This is a genomic window from Budvicia aquatica DSM 5075 = ATCC 35567, assembly GCF_000427805.1.
GTDB classification, from domain to species: Bacteria; Pseudomonadota; Gammaproteobacteria; order Enterobacterales; family Enterobacteriaceae; genus Budvicia; species Budvicia aquatica.
Genome location: NZ_ATYS01000001.1, coordinates 258,312 through 274,110, shown reverse-complemented (window position 1 = coordinate 274,110; position 15,799 = coordinate 258,312). Strand labels below are relative to the sequence as shown.

The 15,799-nt window shown below is 43.3% G+C and carries 18 protein-coding genes; 9 read left to right on the top strand and 9 right to left on the bottom strand.

The window, feature by feature from the left end; all coding sequences use genetic code 11:
* Positions 1-108 precede the first annotated feature (108 nt).
* The 8 genes from YWE_RS0101270 (at position 109) to arsC (ending at position 6,557) form a co-directional block, all read left to right on the top strand.
* The gene (locus tag YWE_RS0101270; RefSeq protein WP_029092877.1) at positions 109-657 is read left to right on the top strand and encodes a GNAT family N-acetyltransferase; all 549 of its coding nucleotides are present in this window, start codon (positions 109-111) and stop codon (positions 655-657) included.
* A gap of 881 nt (positions 658-1,538) precedes the next feature.
* Complete coding sequence (locus tag YWE_RS0101260) at positions 1,539-1,892, top strand: metalloregulator ArsR/SmtB family transcription factor (protein ID WP_029092876.1); 354 nt, start codon at positions 1,539-1,541, stop codon at positions 1,890-1,892.
* A gap of 53 nt (positions 1,893-1,945) precedes the next feature.
* Entirely contained in the window at positions 1,946-2,140 is a 195-nt protein-coding gene (locus YWE_RS31315; protein ID WP_248595836.1) for an arsenate reductase/protein-tyrosine-phosphatase family protein, read from the top strand.
* On the top strand, positions 2,073-2,432 hold the full coding sequence (locus YWE_RS26275) for an arsenate reductase/protein-tyrosine-phosphatase family protein (protein ID WP_248595835.1): 360 nt from the start codon (positions 2,073-2,075) through the stop codon (positions 2,430-2,432). Before YWE_RS31315 ends, YWE_RS26275 begins: the two co-directional genes overlap by 68 nt.
* A 25-nt stretch (positions 2,433-2,457) precedes the next feature.
* A complete protein-coding gene (gene arsD, locus YWE_RS0101250; protein ID WP_029092875.1) occupies positions 2,458-2,820 on the top strand; it encodes an arsenite efflux transporter metallochaperone ArsD in 363 nt (120 codons plus the stop codon).
* A gap of 19 nt (positions 2,821-2,839) precedes the next feature.
* Entirely contained in the window at positions 2,840-4,588 is a 1,749-nt protein-coding gene (arsA, locus tag YWE_RS0101245) for an arsenical pump-driving ATPase (protein ID WP_029092874.1), read from the top strand.
* A 179-nt stretch (positions 4,589-4,767) separates the two neighbouring features.
* Positions 4,768-6,057, top strand: a complete 1,290-nt coding sequence (locus tag YWE_RS0101240) for an arsenic transporter (RefSeq protein ID WP_029092873.1) — start codon at positions 4,768-4,770, stop codon at positions 6,055-6,057.
* A gap of 71 nt (positions 6,058-6,128) precedes the next feature.
* Positions 6,129-6,557, top strand: a complete 429-nt coding sequence (arsC, locus tag YWE_RS0101235) for a glutaredoxin-dependent arsenate reductase (protein WP_029092872.1) — start codon at positions 6,129-6,131, stop codon at positions 6,555-6,557.
* An 89-nt stretch (positions 6,558-6,646) separates the two neighbouring features.
* Here the strand turns inward: arsC and arsA (YWE_RS0101230) are convergent, their stop codons facing one another.
* The 5 genes from arsA (YWE_RS0101230) to YWE_RS0101210 form a co-directional block, all read right to left on the bottom strand.
* A complete protein-coding gene (gene arsA, locus YWE_RS0101230) occupies positions 6,647-8,413 on the bottom strand; it encodes an arsenical pump-driving ATPase (RefSeq protein WP_029092871.1) in 1,767 nt (588 codons plus the stop codon).
* A 50-nt stretch (positions 8,414-8,463) separates the two neighbouring features.
* Complete coding sequence (locus YWE_RS0101225; protein ID WP_029092870.1) at positions 8,464-8,820, bottom strand: arsenic metallochaperone ArsD family protein; 357 nt, start codon at positions 8,818-8,820, stop codon at positions 8,464-8,466.
* Positions 8,821-8,922: 102 nt separating this feature from the next.
* Positions 8,923-9,492: a sigma-70 family RNA polymerase sigma factor gene (locus tag YWE_RS0101220; RefSeq protein WP_227659950.1), complete on the bottom strand. Its 570-nt coding sequence runs from the start codon at positions 9,490-9,492 to the stop codon at positions 8,923-8,925.
* Positions 9,482-9,772, bottom strand: coding sequence for an ArsR/SmtB family transcription factor (locus YWE_RS0101215; protein WP_029092868.1), 291 nt, complete (start codon positions 9,770-9,772; stop codon positions 9,482-9,484). Before YWE_RS0101215 ends, YWE_RS0101220 begins: the two co-directional genes overlap by 11 nt.
* A gap of 415 nt (positions 9,773-10,187) precedes the next feature.
* On the bottom strand, positions 10,188-10,568 hold the full coding sequence (locus YWE_RS0101210; RefSeq protein ID WP_211230983.1) for a nuclear transport factor 2 family protein: 381 nt from the start codon (positions 10,566-10,568) through the stop codon (positions 10,188-10,190).
* 206 nt (positions 10,569-10,774) lie between these two features.
* On the opposite strand from YWE_RS0101210, the gene YWE_RS0101205 reads away from it, so the two are divergent.
* A complete protein-coding gene (locus tag YWE_RS0101205; protein ID WP_029092866.1) occupies positions 10,775-11,266 on the top strand; it encodes a DUF2127 domain-containing protein in 492 nt (163 codons plus the stop codon).
* Between the two features lie 346 nt (positions 11,267-11,612).
* On the opposite strand, the gene YWE_RS0101195 is transcribed toward YWE_RS0101205, so the two are convergent.
* The 4 genes from YWE_RS0101195 to YWE_RS0101180 form a co-directional block, all read right to left on the bottom strand.
* The gene (locus YWE_RS0101195) at positions 11,613-12,077 is read right to left on the bottom strand and encodes a cyclophilin-like fold protein (protein ID WP_211230982.1); all 465 of its coding nucleotides are present in this window, start codon (positions 12,075-12,077) and stop codon (positions 11,613-11,615) included.
* A gap of 29 nt (positions 12,078-12,106) precedes the next feature.
* Positions 12,107-13,129 carry an alpha/beta hydrolase fold domain-containing protein gene (locus tag YWE_RS26270; protein WP_051323122.1) on the bottom strand — a complete coding sequence of 341 codons (1,023 nt, stop codon included), beginning with the start codon at positions 13,127-13,129 and terminating at the stop codon, positions 12,107-12,109.
* Between the two features lie 156 nt (positions 13,130-13,285).
* Entirely contained in the window at positions 13,286-14,251 is a 966-nt protein-coding gene (locus tag YWE_RS0101185; RefSeq protein ID WP_227660002.1) for an alpha/beta hydrolase, read from the bottom strand.
* A 204-nt stretch (positions 14,252-14,455) separates the two neighbouring features.
* Entirely contained in the window at positions 14,456-15,652 is a 1,197-nt protein-coding gene (locus tag YWE_RS0101180) for an MFS transporter (RefSeq protein ID WP_029092862.1), read from the bottom strand.
* Between the last annotated feature and the right edge of the window lie 147 nt (positions 15,653-15,799).

Genomic DNA, 15,799 nt, shown 5'->3' with positions numbered 1-15,799 from the left:
CAGTTTGCCCGGTTGCTTAAATTTTGCTGTACAACCAAATGAATTACAGGAAGTATTGAACTAACAGAAACTAGCTATGGGCGTTTTAATCGGTAAGGAAAAGAGCGTATGCAGATACCCACGCTAAAAACAGAGCGTTTGCTGTTAAAACCATTAGTTTCCAAAGATGCACTACAGATTCAGAAGCTCTTTCCACGCTGGGAGATTGTGCGTTATATGGTGTCATCAATTCCTTGGCCTTATCCTGACAATGCTGCATCACATTACGTTAATAACGTCGCACTGCCTGCTATGGCAAAAGGACTCGCCTGGATTTGGACTATACGGCACCAGGACAATCCAGACAATTTGATAGGGGTTATCAGCCTAGATGAAGCGGAAAATAATAATCGTGGTTTCTGGTTGGTACCTGAGTATCAAGGACGGGGATTAATGCGGGAAGCCAGTATCGCAGCGACAAATTACTGGTTTAACACTTTGAACAAGCCTGTTTTGCGAGCGCCAAAAGCGGCGGAAAATATACGTTCTCAGCACATTTCAGCCAGTAGCGGTATGCGACTAATCAAAACGGAAAAGACACAGTTTGTCTGCGGGCTTTTGGACTCAGAATTGTGGGAGATTACTCGTGATGAGTGGAATGCCCATAACTCAAGTTAACACCGACGCCTTTGTGGTTTTGTCGAAAACCAATCTGGGTAAGTACAATAAATTTTTCTTTTATATTTGTTGATGCCAAGTTTTAGCAAAATGCAGATAGAGCTCGATGTCTGCACGAATAACTTGAATTTGATAGTAAGCTTGAGGTTCTTCCAGTCGTTCACAAACTTTAGCCGGTTGAGATTTACACTTGAGTAGCGCAACTAAAAATTCATTGATGTTGTTCAGTACAGCCAGTTTTTCATCGGTGGCTATAATGGATAGTCGTCATCATGATAATCAATGGCAGTATTCAGTAAGTACCAAGGTCATAATCAGGCAAGCCTTAGAACATCGAACAGCATAAGATTAGCCATAGAATGCCAGATTCCTTCAAATAACACCTAGGTGCGTATAATGTATATTATGTTAAATAGAGTATAAGCTGTCATGATAAACAACTTCATATCCCAGCTCCACCCCTTGGTAAATTAATGTATTAGTAATTTCTGACATTCCTCCCGTTTATTGCATTAGGTGCATGCATAGTACACTTACTTTATATCCATATAGGTGCTGCAAGCTTAATAACTTCATTCGCTGCAATTTTTACTGTTAGTTCCGCTTCTTCATTCTTAATCTGGCTTTTTAGGGAGAACTTTTATGGAAGCCAATCTGTCCATTTGCTCATGAACTTCACTTCCAAAGCTATTAGCCTGTCTGGCAAATTGACGAGTTGCATCAATTGTGGTGTGGCTTGAATCTCACGCTTATTTGATAGATATGAAAACTTCTTTATCACTGTTTCTACCATTCAAAACACATTTGAAAAATCGAATTCGATTATTGACAGCAATAAAAAACGTCGTATGATTACGGTAACTAAATAAAAGGTATTTGTGATGAGCCCGTTAACACCGTTACAACTCTTTAAATGTCTCTCTGATGAGACCCGCCTGACCATTGTTCTGCTTCTCAAACAAGCGACAGAACTCTGTGTTTGTGAGCTGTGTGAAACACTGGACTTACCCCAGCCCAAGATATCACGCCATCTGGCCATGCTAAGGGAGAACGGCATTCTTCTCGATCGACGTGCGGGTAAATGGATCCACTATCGCCTGTCGCATAATATGCCTATGTGGGCGGGTGCGATTATTGAGCAAGCCTATCAAAGCCAAGAACTCAGTATAAAAACACTCTCTAAACGTTTAAAAAATGTGTCGGGTTCAACAACGAATAGAGTGGCTTGCCTGTAAAAAAATTTACCTTTATATATTTGAATTTTCATATATGAAAAAGGCGTTGTACGATGAATATTCTATTTTTATGTACCGGTAACTCATGTCGCTCCATTATCGCCGAGGCAATCTTTAATGCGTTAGCCGCTCCAGAATACCACGCCATCAGCGCGGGGAGTCAGCCCACAGCCCAAAGGTTTGATACACCCTCGTTCGTTAGCCTTGCTATCACGCAAAGGAATTTCAACCGAAGGATATGCCAGTAAGTCATGGGACTCTCTTCCTTACATACCCGATATTGTTATTACGGTATGCGGCAACGCCGCTGGCGAAGTGTGCCCTGCTTATCTGGCTCCAGCCATTCGCGCTCATTGGGAGGTTGACGATCCAGATAAAGCGACGGGCAGTGATGCGGAAATCGATCGGGCCTTTGAGACAGCCTACAAAATTTTGAAAATCAGGATACAGGCCCTGCTTGCTCTCCCTTTGGCTGAATTAAAAGGTGATCCAATACAACTACAGGTTGAATTAGATCATATCGGAACACTGACTATTTAATCATTTAATCTATAAGGAATTTATTATGAAAACGATTACCGTTTACGATCCGGCGCTGTGTTGCAGTACCGGCGTATGTGGAACCGACGTCGACCAATCATTAGTCAATTTTTCTGCCGATGCCGATTGGGTTAAACAGCAAGGCGTCACGTTAACGCGTTTCAACCTTGCTCAACAACCGATGGCGTTTGTTGAAAATGAACTGGTTAAAAACTTTCTTCAGAACTCCGGGGCGGAAGGCCTCCCCCTTATTCTGGTCGATGGCGCTTTTGTTATGGCAGGCCGTTATCCGACCCGAGAAGATATGGCCCGTTGGTGTGATTTATCTTTAGCACCAAAAATTAAGTCTATTCAGGCCTGCTGCAACGGAAATGATTCCTGCTGTTAAAAACATAAGGAGTACAACCATGAAGTTTTTACAAAATGTACCTCCTTTCCTGTTTTTTACTGGTAAAGGCGGCGTAGGAAAAACATCCATATCCTGTTCAACGGCAATTTCCTTAGCCGATGAAGGCAAACGCGTTCTGTTAGTCAGCACCGACCCGGCTTCCAACGTCGGCCAAGTCTTCAATCAAACGATTGGTAATCATATTACCAAGATAGAATCAGTATCAGGTCTGTCAGCCTTAGAAATCGACCCACAGGCCGCCGCACAGGTCTATCGTGAACGTATTGTTGATCCCGTTAGGGGCATTTTACCGGATGACGTTGTCCGTGGGATTGAAGAACAGCTATCGGGAGCCTGTACGACTGAAATTGCGGCATTTGATGAGTTTACCGACTTACTCACGGATGCCAGTTTATTAGCGGATTTCGATCATATTATTTTTGATACTGCTCCCACCGGCCACACGATCCGGCTGTTGCAGTTACCCGGTGCCTGGAGCAGTTTTATTGAGGAAAATCCTGAAGGTTCATCCTGTCTAGGCCCCCTATCAGGATTAGCGAAACAGCGTGAACGCTACGCCCAAGCGGTTGCTGAGTTAGGTAATGCCAATAAAACCCGATTGATATTAGTTGCCCGTGCGCAAAAATCGACGCTAACAGAAGTAGCCAGAACCTATGGTGAACTCTCTCAACTGGGTATCAAAAATCAATATTTAGTGATTAATGGTATTTTGCCTGAAGCCGCTATACATAATGATAAACTGGCTCAGGCCGTTTACCAGCGCGAGCAGTTGGCCCTGGCAAATATCCCTTCCGCTGTGGCCTCTCTCCCTCAGGATCGCATTATTCTTCAACCGGTTAATCTGGTAGGTGTTGATGCGCTACGTAATTTATTTAAAGCCGATGTGCCACTCGGCAATGCAGAACATTACGACCTGACAATACCGCCAATCGACCCACTATCAATACTGGTTGAACAAATCGCAAAAGATCAGCATGGCTTAGTGATGTTGATGGGGAAAGGTGGCGTCGGCAAAACCACATTAGCAGCAGCAGTGGCGGTAAAATTAGCTGAAAAAGGACTGGATGTTCATTTAACCACCTCCGATCCGGCTGCACATTTGGAAAATACTCTGCACGGTAAATTACCTCATCTTGAAGTCAGTCGTATCGATCCCGAAGCGGAAACCGAACGTTATCGTCAAAGCGTTTTGGAAAGCAAAGGGAAAGATTTGGATGCTCAAGGTCGAGCACTGCTAGAAGAAGATCTTCGCTCGCCCTGTACTGAAGAAATTGCCGTATTTCAGGCATTTTCCCGTGTTATTCGCGATGCCGGTAAACGCTTTGTCATTATGGATACGGCCCCAACCGGCCATACGTTACTGCTGTTAGACGCTACGGGCGCTTACCACCGTGAAATCGCCCAAAAAATGGGCAGCAATGGCCACTATATTACCCCCATGATGCAGCTGCAAGATCCTCAGCGAACCAAGATACTGCTCGTGACGCTGCCGGAAACTACTCCTGTATTAGAGGCCGGTAATTTGCAGGAGGATTTGCGTCGTGCTGGCATTGAACCTTGGGCATGGTTGATTAATAACAGTCTTGCCGCTACCGGCACAACTTCGCCTCTATTACGTCACCGCGCAGTGCAAGAAATCAAGCAGATCAATCTGGTTAAAGAAAAGTACGCCACCCGGCTAGCATTAATTCCCTTGCAGGAAGAAGAGCCTGTCGGGATTGAACGCTTAAACAAACTGGCAGAGTAAATTTAATAACAATAATTGGCAGACGTTATATACCCAAAATAATTCAAGGTGCAGGAAGGCGGCAACTGAACGAATCCCGATGAGCTTACTCAGGTAAGTGATTCGGGTGAGTGAAGACAGACAACACACCTGTAACTTGAAGAATGAAAGGAATAGCATCTGCCTAAACGGAGGTTTCTATGTGGTTGGCCGGTGCTATTTTTGTTCTGACCATTATTTTGGTTATCTGGCAACCTAAAGGGCTAGGCATTGGCTGGAGTGCATGCTTTGGTGCCGTTTTAGCTCTGCTGTTTGGTGTTGTTCATCTTGGTGATATTCCGGTTGTCTGGCAGATAGTCTGGAATGCTACTGCGGCCTTTGTCGCGGTAATTATTATCAGTCTGTTATTGGATGAATCAGGCTTCTTTGAATGGGCTGCGCTACACGTTGCTCGTTGGGGAGGGGGAAACGGGCGTAAGTTGTTTACTTACATCATCCTGCTCGGTGCCGCCGTAGCCGCCCTATTTGCCAATGATGGTGCTGCGCTCATTTTGACGCCGATAGTTATGGCTATGTTACTCGCGTTAGGCTTCAGTCGAGGCGCAACGCTGGCATTCGTTATGGCCGCCGGATTTATTGCGGATACGGCAAGTTTGCCATTGGTTGTCTCTAACCTGGTCAATATCGTTTCAGCTGATTTCTTCAACATCAGCTTTACCGATTATGCTGCCATTATGATCCCGGTCGATATTGCCGCTATTTGTGCAACGCTGGTCATGCTTCATCTGTTCTTTCGCAAAGACATCCCGCAAACCTACGATATCGGATTGTTGAAGTCGCCAAAAGAGGCTATCCGTGACTTATCAACCTTCAAAGCCGGTTGGATTGTTCTGATACTCCTTCTGGTTGGCTTTTTTGGGCTTAATCATCTTGGCGTTCCCGTGAGTTTGGTTGCCGCCGTAGGTGCCATTATTCTGTATATCGTGGCCAAGAGAGGCAGCGTTATCGATACCAAGAAAGTCATTCGTGGTGCACCATGGCAAATCGTGATTTTTTCACTCGGCATGTATTTAGTCGTTTATGGTTTACGCAATGCAGGATTAACTCACTACATTTCTCAAATTCTGAATTATCTGGCTGAACAAGGGTTATGGGCAGCCACACTTGGCACAGGCTTCTTAACCGCGATTCTGTCATCTATCATGAATAATATGCCGACGGTGCTTGTTGGCGCGTTATCTATTGAGGGAAGTGATGCGACAGGGCTGATTAAAGAAGCGATGGTTTACGCCAATGTGATTGGTAGCGATCTTGGCCCTAAAATCACGCCAATCGGCAGTCTCGCCACTTTGTTATGGTTACATGTACTGTCACAGAAAAATTTGACCATTACCTGGGGCTATTACTTCAAGGTCGGGATAGTGATGACGCTCCCGGTATTGTTTGTCACGCTAGTGGCACTGGCCTTACGTTTATCATTAACCGTATAGACATCAGTTAAATTACGCGACAGAGATAACGCTGTCGCTTTTTTACTATTATTAATAAATAAGAGGTAAACATGCATTCCGTAACTATTTATCATAATCCTGCTTGTGGCACGTCCCGCAATACGCTTGAACTAATCCGCAACAGCGGTATTGAGCCTACGGTGATTCATTATTTAGAGACCCCGCCAAGCCGTGCGGAGTTAATAAAACTGATTGGTGATATGGGTATTACTGCACGCGCATTACTTCGAAAGAATGTTGAACCCTATGAAACACTCAAGCTGGATGAAACCCAATGGAGTAACGATCGGTTAATCGATTTTATGTTGGAATATCCTATTCTGATTAACCGGCCGATTGTGGTGACAGAATTAGGCACAAAGCTTTGTCGGCCTTCTGAAGTTGTTTTAGATATCTTACCCACGACTCAGAAAGGCGCATTTACTAAAGAGGATGGAGAACAGGTGATTGATACCGACGGTAAGCGGATCGTTAAATAGCAGGTCTATTCAATTATAAAATGGTAAAAGGGGCCGTTCATCAACCCCTTTTACCTGAATCTCTATATTATGACTTGTTTATTCTGGAATTAGAGATTATTGACCAGTTTACTCAGTTGCTCTACGCCTACAGGCTCTATTGCCTGCTGAGAAATAACCGCAACTTGATTGGCATAACGTGTTACCACATCCCTAATCAGTGGTAACTCACGGTTCGCCCGGGTAATAAGAAAAGGTGAACTTGGAGCAGCGGCAGCCAAGCTGCCATTTATCACCCATGCCCAAGGTTCAATATTTGCCCGGCGCAAATCCTCTTGTAGATTAGCGGCTTCCAATACCGGTGTTGTTTCAGCCAACGTGACTATCATAACCTTCGTTTTTTGAGGGTCCTGTAACTGTCTCATTGGCGTTAAAACATCTTTGCCTCCCTGCCCCATCTGGCGCACCATTTCTCTATGGTAAGCACCCGTAGCATCTAGCAGCAATAAGGTATGACCGGTTGGAGCCGTATCCATAACAACAAATTGATGGTCAGCTTGTTTAATAATTCGCGAAAACGCCTGGAATACCGCAATCTCTTCGGTACAAGGTGAACGTAAGTCTTCCTCCAATACTGCCAGTCCCTCAGCATCAAGTCCTTTGCCTTGATTATCCAAGACAAACTGACGGTATCTCTCTGTCTCGGCTTTGGGATCGATGCGGCTGACCGTCAGGTTATTCAAAGAGCCATCCAGCGTATAAGAAAGATGAGCAGCAGGATCGGAGGTGGTTAAATGAACCTTATGGCCACGTCCTGCCAGTGCAACGGCAACGGATGCAGCGACGGTGGTCTTACCTACCCCGCCTTTTCCCATCATCATCACTAATCCATGACCTTGTTTACTCAGATCAGAGACCAATGTTTCAAGAGGTGGAAAAGCAATATCCTCAAAGGTTGCCCGGTTAGTTTCAAGGGAGTTCTCAGCGATCGGTGAAAACAGTGCACGCAAAGATTCAACGCCCATTAAGTTAAACGGTTTTAAAGCCAGCTGAGTTAGGGGTAAATTAGCCAAATTCTCAGGCATTTCATTTAATGCTTGAGCCTCTCGCTCAACAATACTTTGAGCCAACGCGTCATTCTCTGCCGCTTCAGGTGGAAGAACGCCATTAATCGCTAAATGCTGCTGTTGAATACCAATATGATAAAGCTCCTCATAGGTATGAGAGACCTCTTTTAAGGTAGAAGATTGGGCTCTGGCTACCAATACCAAGCGAGTTTGATCAGGATTGGACAATGCCGCGACGGCGTCTGAATATTGAGTTTGATTCTTCTCAAGCCCAATTAAAGGCCCTAAATTGGCTGCGGCATCTGGATTCGCATCCAGATAACCTGACCATGCACCCGGTAACTCCAACATCCGAATAGTATGCCCGGTCGGTGCCGTATCAAAAACAATGTGATCAAAACGCTCGCGTAAATCAGTATTCGTCAGTAAATCAGTAAACTCATCAAATGCGGCAATTTCAGTCGTACATGAACCCGATAATTGTTCTTCGATACTACTGAGCACATCAGCAGGCATCACATCCCGTACGGGATCTAACACTCGGTTGCGATAGGCTTGCGCAGCGACCATTGGGTCAACTTCCATTGCGGATAGATTATTGACCTTTTCAATCTCAACAATCTGATGGCCTATCGTTTGATCAAATACCTGCCCGACGTTTGATGCCGGATCGGTACTGACTAACAAAATACGTTTCCCTCTATCCGCTAATGCTACGGCTGTCGCACAAGCTAGAGAGGTTTTACCTACGCCACCTTTACCGGTGAAAAAAATAAATGGCGGTATGTTTTGCAAAAATAGTGGTGTCATATTCTTTACCTATCAATTCTTATCTATTAATTAACGTTAATCCTGGTCAATTACGGCATCCGTGGAACGTTGCAGCATGAAGGCGGAAAATCCTCATCCGACTTAGCGACATCAACGCCAGACCAGCGCTTCAATTCATCGTGTACCGGCAGTCGCCCCGCGAGTACGATTTGTCCATTGACCAGTACCAATGGCAAAGATTGCTGGCCGGATGTAGTAAGAAAGTCCTTAACCACGGTATTTGAGACAAAGGCCGCAGGCTGTTTCAGCAGATTAAAGCGTTCGACACGAATCCCCCGCGCTTTGCACCAGTCCATATCCGCATTAAAAGCTAATGATTTCTCATCAACCGCAACGCTACTGGTTGCACAACATCCGGCAGGTTCATAAATAGAAATGGTATTCATCGGTGTTTCTCCTCAGTGAATTAAATGGTTTTTGATAAGCTTCACTGAGGTAAACGGATAAGGTGGGAAAAGGATGCAAAAATTGTTTTTAAAATCGAAAATTTATTGATCATCGTGTTTATGACAACAAATAGAAGTGTCATCGGCAAACTCAATCTGACACTCTGACAGCATGATCTCTTTTAACTTAAGCCGGGCTCGAAGCAAACGTGACTTAAAGGCAGGCAGGGTTAGCCCCATCTGCTCAGCAATCATTAACTGGGGAAATCCCTCAATATCACATGCCTGTATAATGTATTGGTCTTGCTCCGATAACTTCTGCAAGGTTTGAGGTAGGCAGGTAGTGAGTTTCTCAATTGGCTGCGTATCACTGTCTAATACGGGTAGTTCTTCAGATAATTCCGTGAACTTCCTATTTTTACGCCAGTTATCAATCAACATGTTCCTTGCTGCTTTAAACAACCAGGCGCGAGGATTGTCCATCGAACAAAAACTGTCGGCAATGATTCGCGCCTTTAAAAACAGGTCTTGCAAGTAATCTTTTGCCTGCTCGCTGTCGCTTAAACGGCCAAGAAAAAACAGGTAAAGTTCCTGCTCATGCTGACGCCAGAAGGTTGTCATACAGCGATTGAACTGCTCAATGTTGGTCAGCGTATCAAAATTACTTTTCATCGATGCAGCACTCATCTGTCAGGAACATCATAAGCTCATTGAGCCGCTCATATTCAGGAATGCAATACAACATGCGGCTGATGCGGTTCTGACGAATCAAACCCACCGAGATCAGCGCTGATAGGTGATGGCTGAGGGTTGAATTTGGTACCCCGAGCTTTTCCTGTAATTCACCAACCGGTACACCTTTTTTACCCACCTTAACCAACTGTTTATATACCTGTAAACGGGTTGGGTAACCTAGATCTTTCAGGATTTTAGCCGCATCATCGATGTTCATTGTTTCCTCCAAATACTACATTTCTATTATTCTAGAAATATAGAAATTTGTCGGCGACTTTATCGATGAACTATCCCTAAAAACGAACGAACCCTAATTACAGGCGGTGCTGATGGGAAGTGTGGCCATAAAGTAAAACCCGTCAAGCCTTGTTGAATAGATTAATAAATTAAATATAAAACAATGGATTAGATTTTTTTCTACTTATGAACTAGATTTCTATACAACATAAGTTAAATTGCATGGAATGAATAATAACGTCATGAAGACCCTTTTTCGCATTAGTTAGGCTCACGCTTCCTCCTTGACATATTAGTGAACTGAGAATATCAATAGTTTCATGTTGATTCATCATGGAGGTCGATCGCGTAATGTCCTACTCACTCAGACATCTTTGATAAGGATCGAACGAAAATCACTTCTCAAATTGATGGAAGATTTTGGAAATTACAGCCCAGCGTTTATCAAGTTTAATAAACGAGAGATAGTCATTACAATCAGACCCGACAGCATCTTTTTCCATAACGATTCGAACTACTGCTGTGGTTGGCGTAATGTCAAGAATGTCAATATGAAAAATAATTTCAGGAGATTTACCATAGTTCTGAATGAAATCAGCCGTAGGATTACTTGCTCCTCCCATAAGCTCACCATTAACAGTGCCGTATGTCACACAATCTTTATGGAAAACATCAGACAACATATCAACGTTACCTGTGCGTAAAGCCTCGACATATTTTGTAGCTGCTTCAGTGACATTTTTGTATTCATTAGCTGATACTGTTCTTTGATTCACATTCATCTCCTCATAACTTATTTTGTAATTACAAAATAAAAAATTAAATATCAAGTACCCACTTGATGATATCAATCATCAATCTACTTGGATAGATAACCTTATGTCAGATAAGATATAGTTGAGGAAAAAAGTGTCAGCTTAAGCCTGAGCTATTATAATTTCATTCTTCCCCGATATTTTATTTTTAATAGCCAATACTCAAAATGATCAGAATGAAGAAACTGTTAGGCAAAAAAAATGTACACTTTGCCTTTAAAATCAGTCTTATTCTTAAAGGTATTCTTGCTCTGGTAGAAATCGCTGCCGGCATTACCTCGTATTTTATTAGCCAACAATTTGTGCTTCACTTAGTAAAAACTGTCACTCGAACTGAATTAGCAGAAGATCCAAGCGATTTTCTTGCAAACTTTCTGCTCCATTCAGCACAAGGCATATCGGTTAGCGGCCAACATTTCGCCGCGTTCTATTTGCTTTGCCATGGCATCATCAAGATCTGGCTTATCATCGGCCTTTGGCGTGAGAAGCTCGCCTACTACCCGGCATCCATCGCGATATTCAGCTTGTTCATTATCTATCAGGTTTATAGATATAGTTTTACGCATTCTCTGTTGCTTTTGTTCATTACGGTACTGGATGGTATCGTTATCTGGTTAACCTTGCGGGAATATCAACATTTACGCTCTAGTCGTAAGTAGCCTGCGTTCAATTTGGGGCTTAGCAGTAGGCGGATTTGCGACAATTACCCAGACGGCATTATCTCGATTGGCCGATGATTCTATCGATGTCGCTCAATCGATGTACACCACCACCTGGAATACGGCGGTGGCCGGTGGAGGTATTGCCGGAGGAATACTGCTTAACCAAGCACGAACATCGTCATTTCCATGGGTAATCATCGGCATTTTGACCGCTTCGCTAGCTGGCGTTATCTTCACAATGAACAAGGCATGGTCCGGGGCGCGCAAGGTTTAACGTTATCTCTAGTCTTTACTGGACACTGAGGAAACAGTCACCATATATAAAATAGGCGTCGTAGATTGATTATTGTGGCTGTTCATCAACGGCCTCAATAATCACTTGAATTGGGCCCGAGATATCAAGTATATCCATACCGTAATCAATGCTTCCTAATTTAACCAAACCTCTTGAATATTCGAAGTTTTGACGATAAATAACCATATTTCCCCAAGGTGCATAGTAAGCAATATCTTTCACTGACGGCGTGTATCCGTCCGGCGAACCTGCTGTTGATAGCTGTTGGGGAAGCCCCGCGACTTTCTCATTATGACCATAATCTTTCAGCGTGAGGGTTATTGGCAGCATGGCTAAAAAATCCATCGCGGCCTGACTATTATTGAGCGTGGCGCTAATCATGGATTGATCGCCGTTTATCACGCGAATCTGTATAGGATGATATTCGCCCTTCCCACCGGGTTGGGCATAAACCGGTGATAAATACATCAACCCGAACCCGAGCAAGAAAGTGATAAGGTATTTTTTCATCATAGTTATTTTTCCTTTAGATGAATCAATATTTATCTGGCCAAATATTGATTAAAAAATAGGATGCTTTCTTTAAAATATCTTTTTGTTTCTGGTGCATCGACGGCCATCAAATATTGGGCATGAGAAAGCCCCTCAAAAACAATCAAGTCGGCAATATTACCCGCCTCTCTTAGTTTGAGGTGCATCCGCACGGTGTTACTGAGAAAAAGGTCTCGCGTCCCTGTGACTAATAGCGTTGGCGGAAACGCTTGTACATCACCATATATAGGAGAAAGAAGTGGATCTTTCAGGTCATGTCCATTGGCATAAAGGTTAGCCGCATCCCCCAGCCAGCCATCGTAGCTGACAAGAACATTATCAATGCCTTCATGAGTAAAATAGGAATCACCCGTTTTAGTCATGTCAGTCCATGGCGTGCCTACAGTAATGGCTGCGGGTAATGGTAGCCCTTGAGCCTTAGCCTTTAACATTAGGGCTAATGTTATTCCTCCTCCTGTTGATGTTCCAAACACCCCTATTCTTTCTGCCGGATAAGTTCTGAGTATTTCTCGATAGGCAGTTATTGCGTCATCAATCGCCGCAGGGAACGGAAAATCTGGTGGCATACGATAATCAATGGAAATAACTTTAATCTGCCCGTAACCTGCCATCATTATCGCTTCATCGGTACCCGCTTCCCCCGGATTAAGTACATAACCGCCACCATGAAAATGGATCAGCACGCGGTTACGATTTTCCGGCAGAACCTGCTTTGGCGTAATAATAAAGCCGGGTACGCCTGAAAATTGAGTCGATTCCACAGAAACCTGCATTTTCTCTCTTAAATCAGGAAGTTGTTTAATAGTCCCTTGAGCTATTTGAGATACCCATAGATTCCATTCATCCCGGGTTTGAGGATGGTCATTCCAGAACGGTGTCGGTTGGCCCGAAACTAAAGGCCCGATTTCAGCGCTGGCCGTATTCGGTACGGGAAAATTGCGGATAGTAATATTCTGAGCATGGCCCGTGTTTACCCATAAAACCATTATTAGTAATAGTAAGTGTTTTATCATTGATTAATCCCTATTAATAATGCTCTCATTTATCTGAATAAATGGATGTCTAATAATTAATTTGTGGTCATCGGATAATGCTGCTGGTTAATTAAATAAAGAGCAATCTCTATTTATATTGCTCTTTATTGTTGATGTTTTTGCGTATTAGTTTAATTATTTCAAATTAGATGAAAAAAAGGCAAATAGCTTATCAAAAGGAATTAAGTCAACCCGGTCATAAAGATCAACATGCCCTGCATTAGCAATCACATACAGCTCCTTCGGTTCTGCAGCACGCTGATAGGCATCTTCACTAAATTCTTTTGAATGGGCATTTTCACCGGTGATAAACAACATCGGACGAGGAGAGATCGTTTCTATATCATTGAACGGATAGAAGTTCATAAACTTAATGTTACTCGTGAGAGTAGGATGTGTAGTCAACTGTGCTGATTGCCCTTTTGGCGTGAATTCTCCCCGAGGTGTGCGATAGAAGTCGTAAAACTCCCGCTCAATTGCCGTAGAGTTTTTATTTAATTCATGCACAGTTCCACTGGTGTATTTAATCTCACCGCCGGTAAACTCCACATAACGCTGCTGTGCTGCATCGGCAATAATCTGCTTTCTTTGAGCAAGCGTGAGTGAATGGTTAAGCGCATTACGGTTAGCTGAGCCCATATCATACATGCTGACTGTTGCGATAGCCTTTAAGCGTGGATCTATCTTGGCAGCACTAATCGCAAAGCTTCCGCTACCGCAAATGCCGATTACGCCAATATTGTTTCTATCGACAAAAGGGCGAGTTCCTAAATAATCGACTGCGGCGCTGAAATCCTCTGCATATATATCAGGGGAAACGCTGTTACGTGGCATTCCTTCGCTTCCACCCCAAAAAGATAAATCAATGGATAATGTAACAAAGCCTCTCTCAGCCATTTTAGTGGCATATAGGTTTGCGCTCTGTTCTTTGACCGCGCCCATAGGATGCCCCACAATGATGGCCGGCGTTTTGATATTTTTATCCAAATTTTTAGGTAGAAAAAGATCTCCTTCCACTGTCATATTATATTGATTCTTGAACGCTACTTTCTGTATGACCACACGATCACTTTTATAAAAGTTATCTGCTCCGTTAGACATATCGGCTCCTCTAGCGAATTGTGTTGAAAATATTATAAAAACTCCGACCAATGCAGCGATAACTGACTGGATATGAGGATGTTTAATGATTTTTTTCATATTACCCCTTACATAAAAATTAAGTATCAGATGTATTCTGCGTTAGCAAAAATAGGTGATTGAATACTGGAGAATATATCTTTAAACGTAATTAACGCTTTTATATCAGGCTAATCTCCCTGTTACTTTAGTGAATAAAGAAAAACTGATAATGGTGAGCGCCATTGCTAATATAAAAGCAACGACCGCGGTGATAAAAATGCCGTCAATATTCAGGTTATCGAAAATAAATCCACCAACGGCCGCAGCCAAACCAATAGAAAATTGTATAGCGCCTACGGTCAAACCGCCGATAAGTTCCGCTTTATCAGCAAGTGTACGCGCGATCCAGGTTGACCATCCGACAGTAATAAACCCAAACATGAACCCCCATAAAATAATAAGCAAAGTATCTTGAGTGACGTTTCTATTACTGATAAATAAAGCGCTCGCAAGTAACACAAAAAACAGCAGTGTTATATACATGGTTTTTCTGAAAGATTGCCCCAAAAACCATCCGGCCAAAACCGTACCAGCACAGCTGGCAAGCCCAAAGAATAATAATACGGTGGATAATGAATACGCCGACAGAGCAAGATCGTATTCCAGAAAAGGCCGAAGATATGTAAAAAACAGATGATATCCACCGTAGCTAAAAATAATTGCCCCGATGCCTGCCAGTATCCAACGCACCTTTAATAGTGCCATCATATTTTTAAAGTTATTGCCGGCCTGTGCCGGTAATGAAGGTAATGATAGAAACTGCCAAATCAAAGCAACAATGCTTAATAATGCGGAAAAGAAGAAGACGTTGCGCCAGCCAAACACCCCTTCCAGATAGCTTGCCAGTGGTAATGAGATAATCGTAGCAACCGAGACGCCGGCATAAATAATACTGAATGCTCGTGATATATCTTTGGATGGAACAAGCTGTAGCGTCACTGCCGGTGCCATTGACCAGAAACCACCAACGCATAGCCCCAAAAGACAACGGCCAACAAGCAGGCTGATATAGTTTGGTGCAAGAGCGACTAAAATATTCGATAGCACTAATAACGAGGATAGGATTAGCAGAATGAGCCGCCTATTCATATTCTTGGCTAATGGAGCAAGCGTCAGGCTGGCAATAACGGCAAAAAAACCGACGACGGTTACCGACTGTCCAGCCGCCCCTTCGGTAATATTTAACTCCTGAGAGATTGGCGTGAGTAGGCTGACAGGAATAAACTCCGCAGCAATTAACCCCGTCACGCCCATAAATAGAGAGAAAACCGCCGGCCAATAGGTTCTTTCAGGAGATAACTGTAATCGATGCGATTTCATTAATGCTGTTACCTTATTTTGAGTAGTTCTGTTTACCTGAGAGCTTTGCGCTTTAATTTTTTGCAGTATAAATATGCCTATAACACATGTAAAATACTCATATATTATGGTTATTCATGCCTTAAAGGCATGGTGTGGAATAGTTTG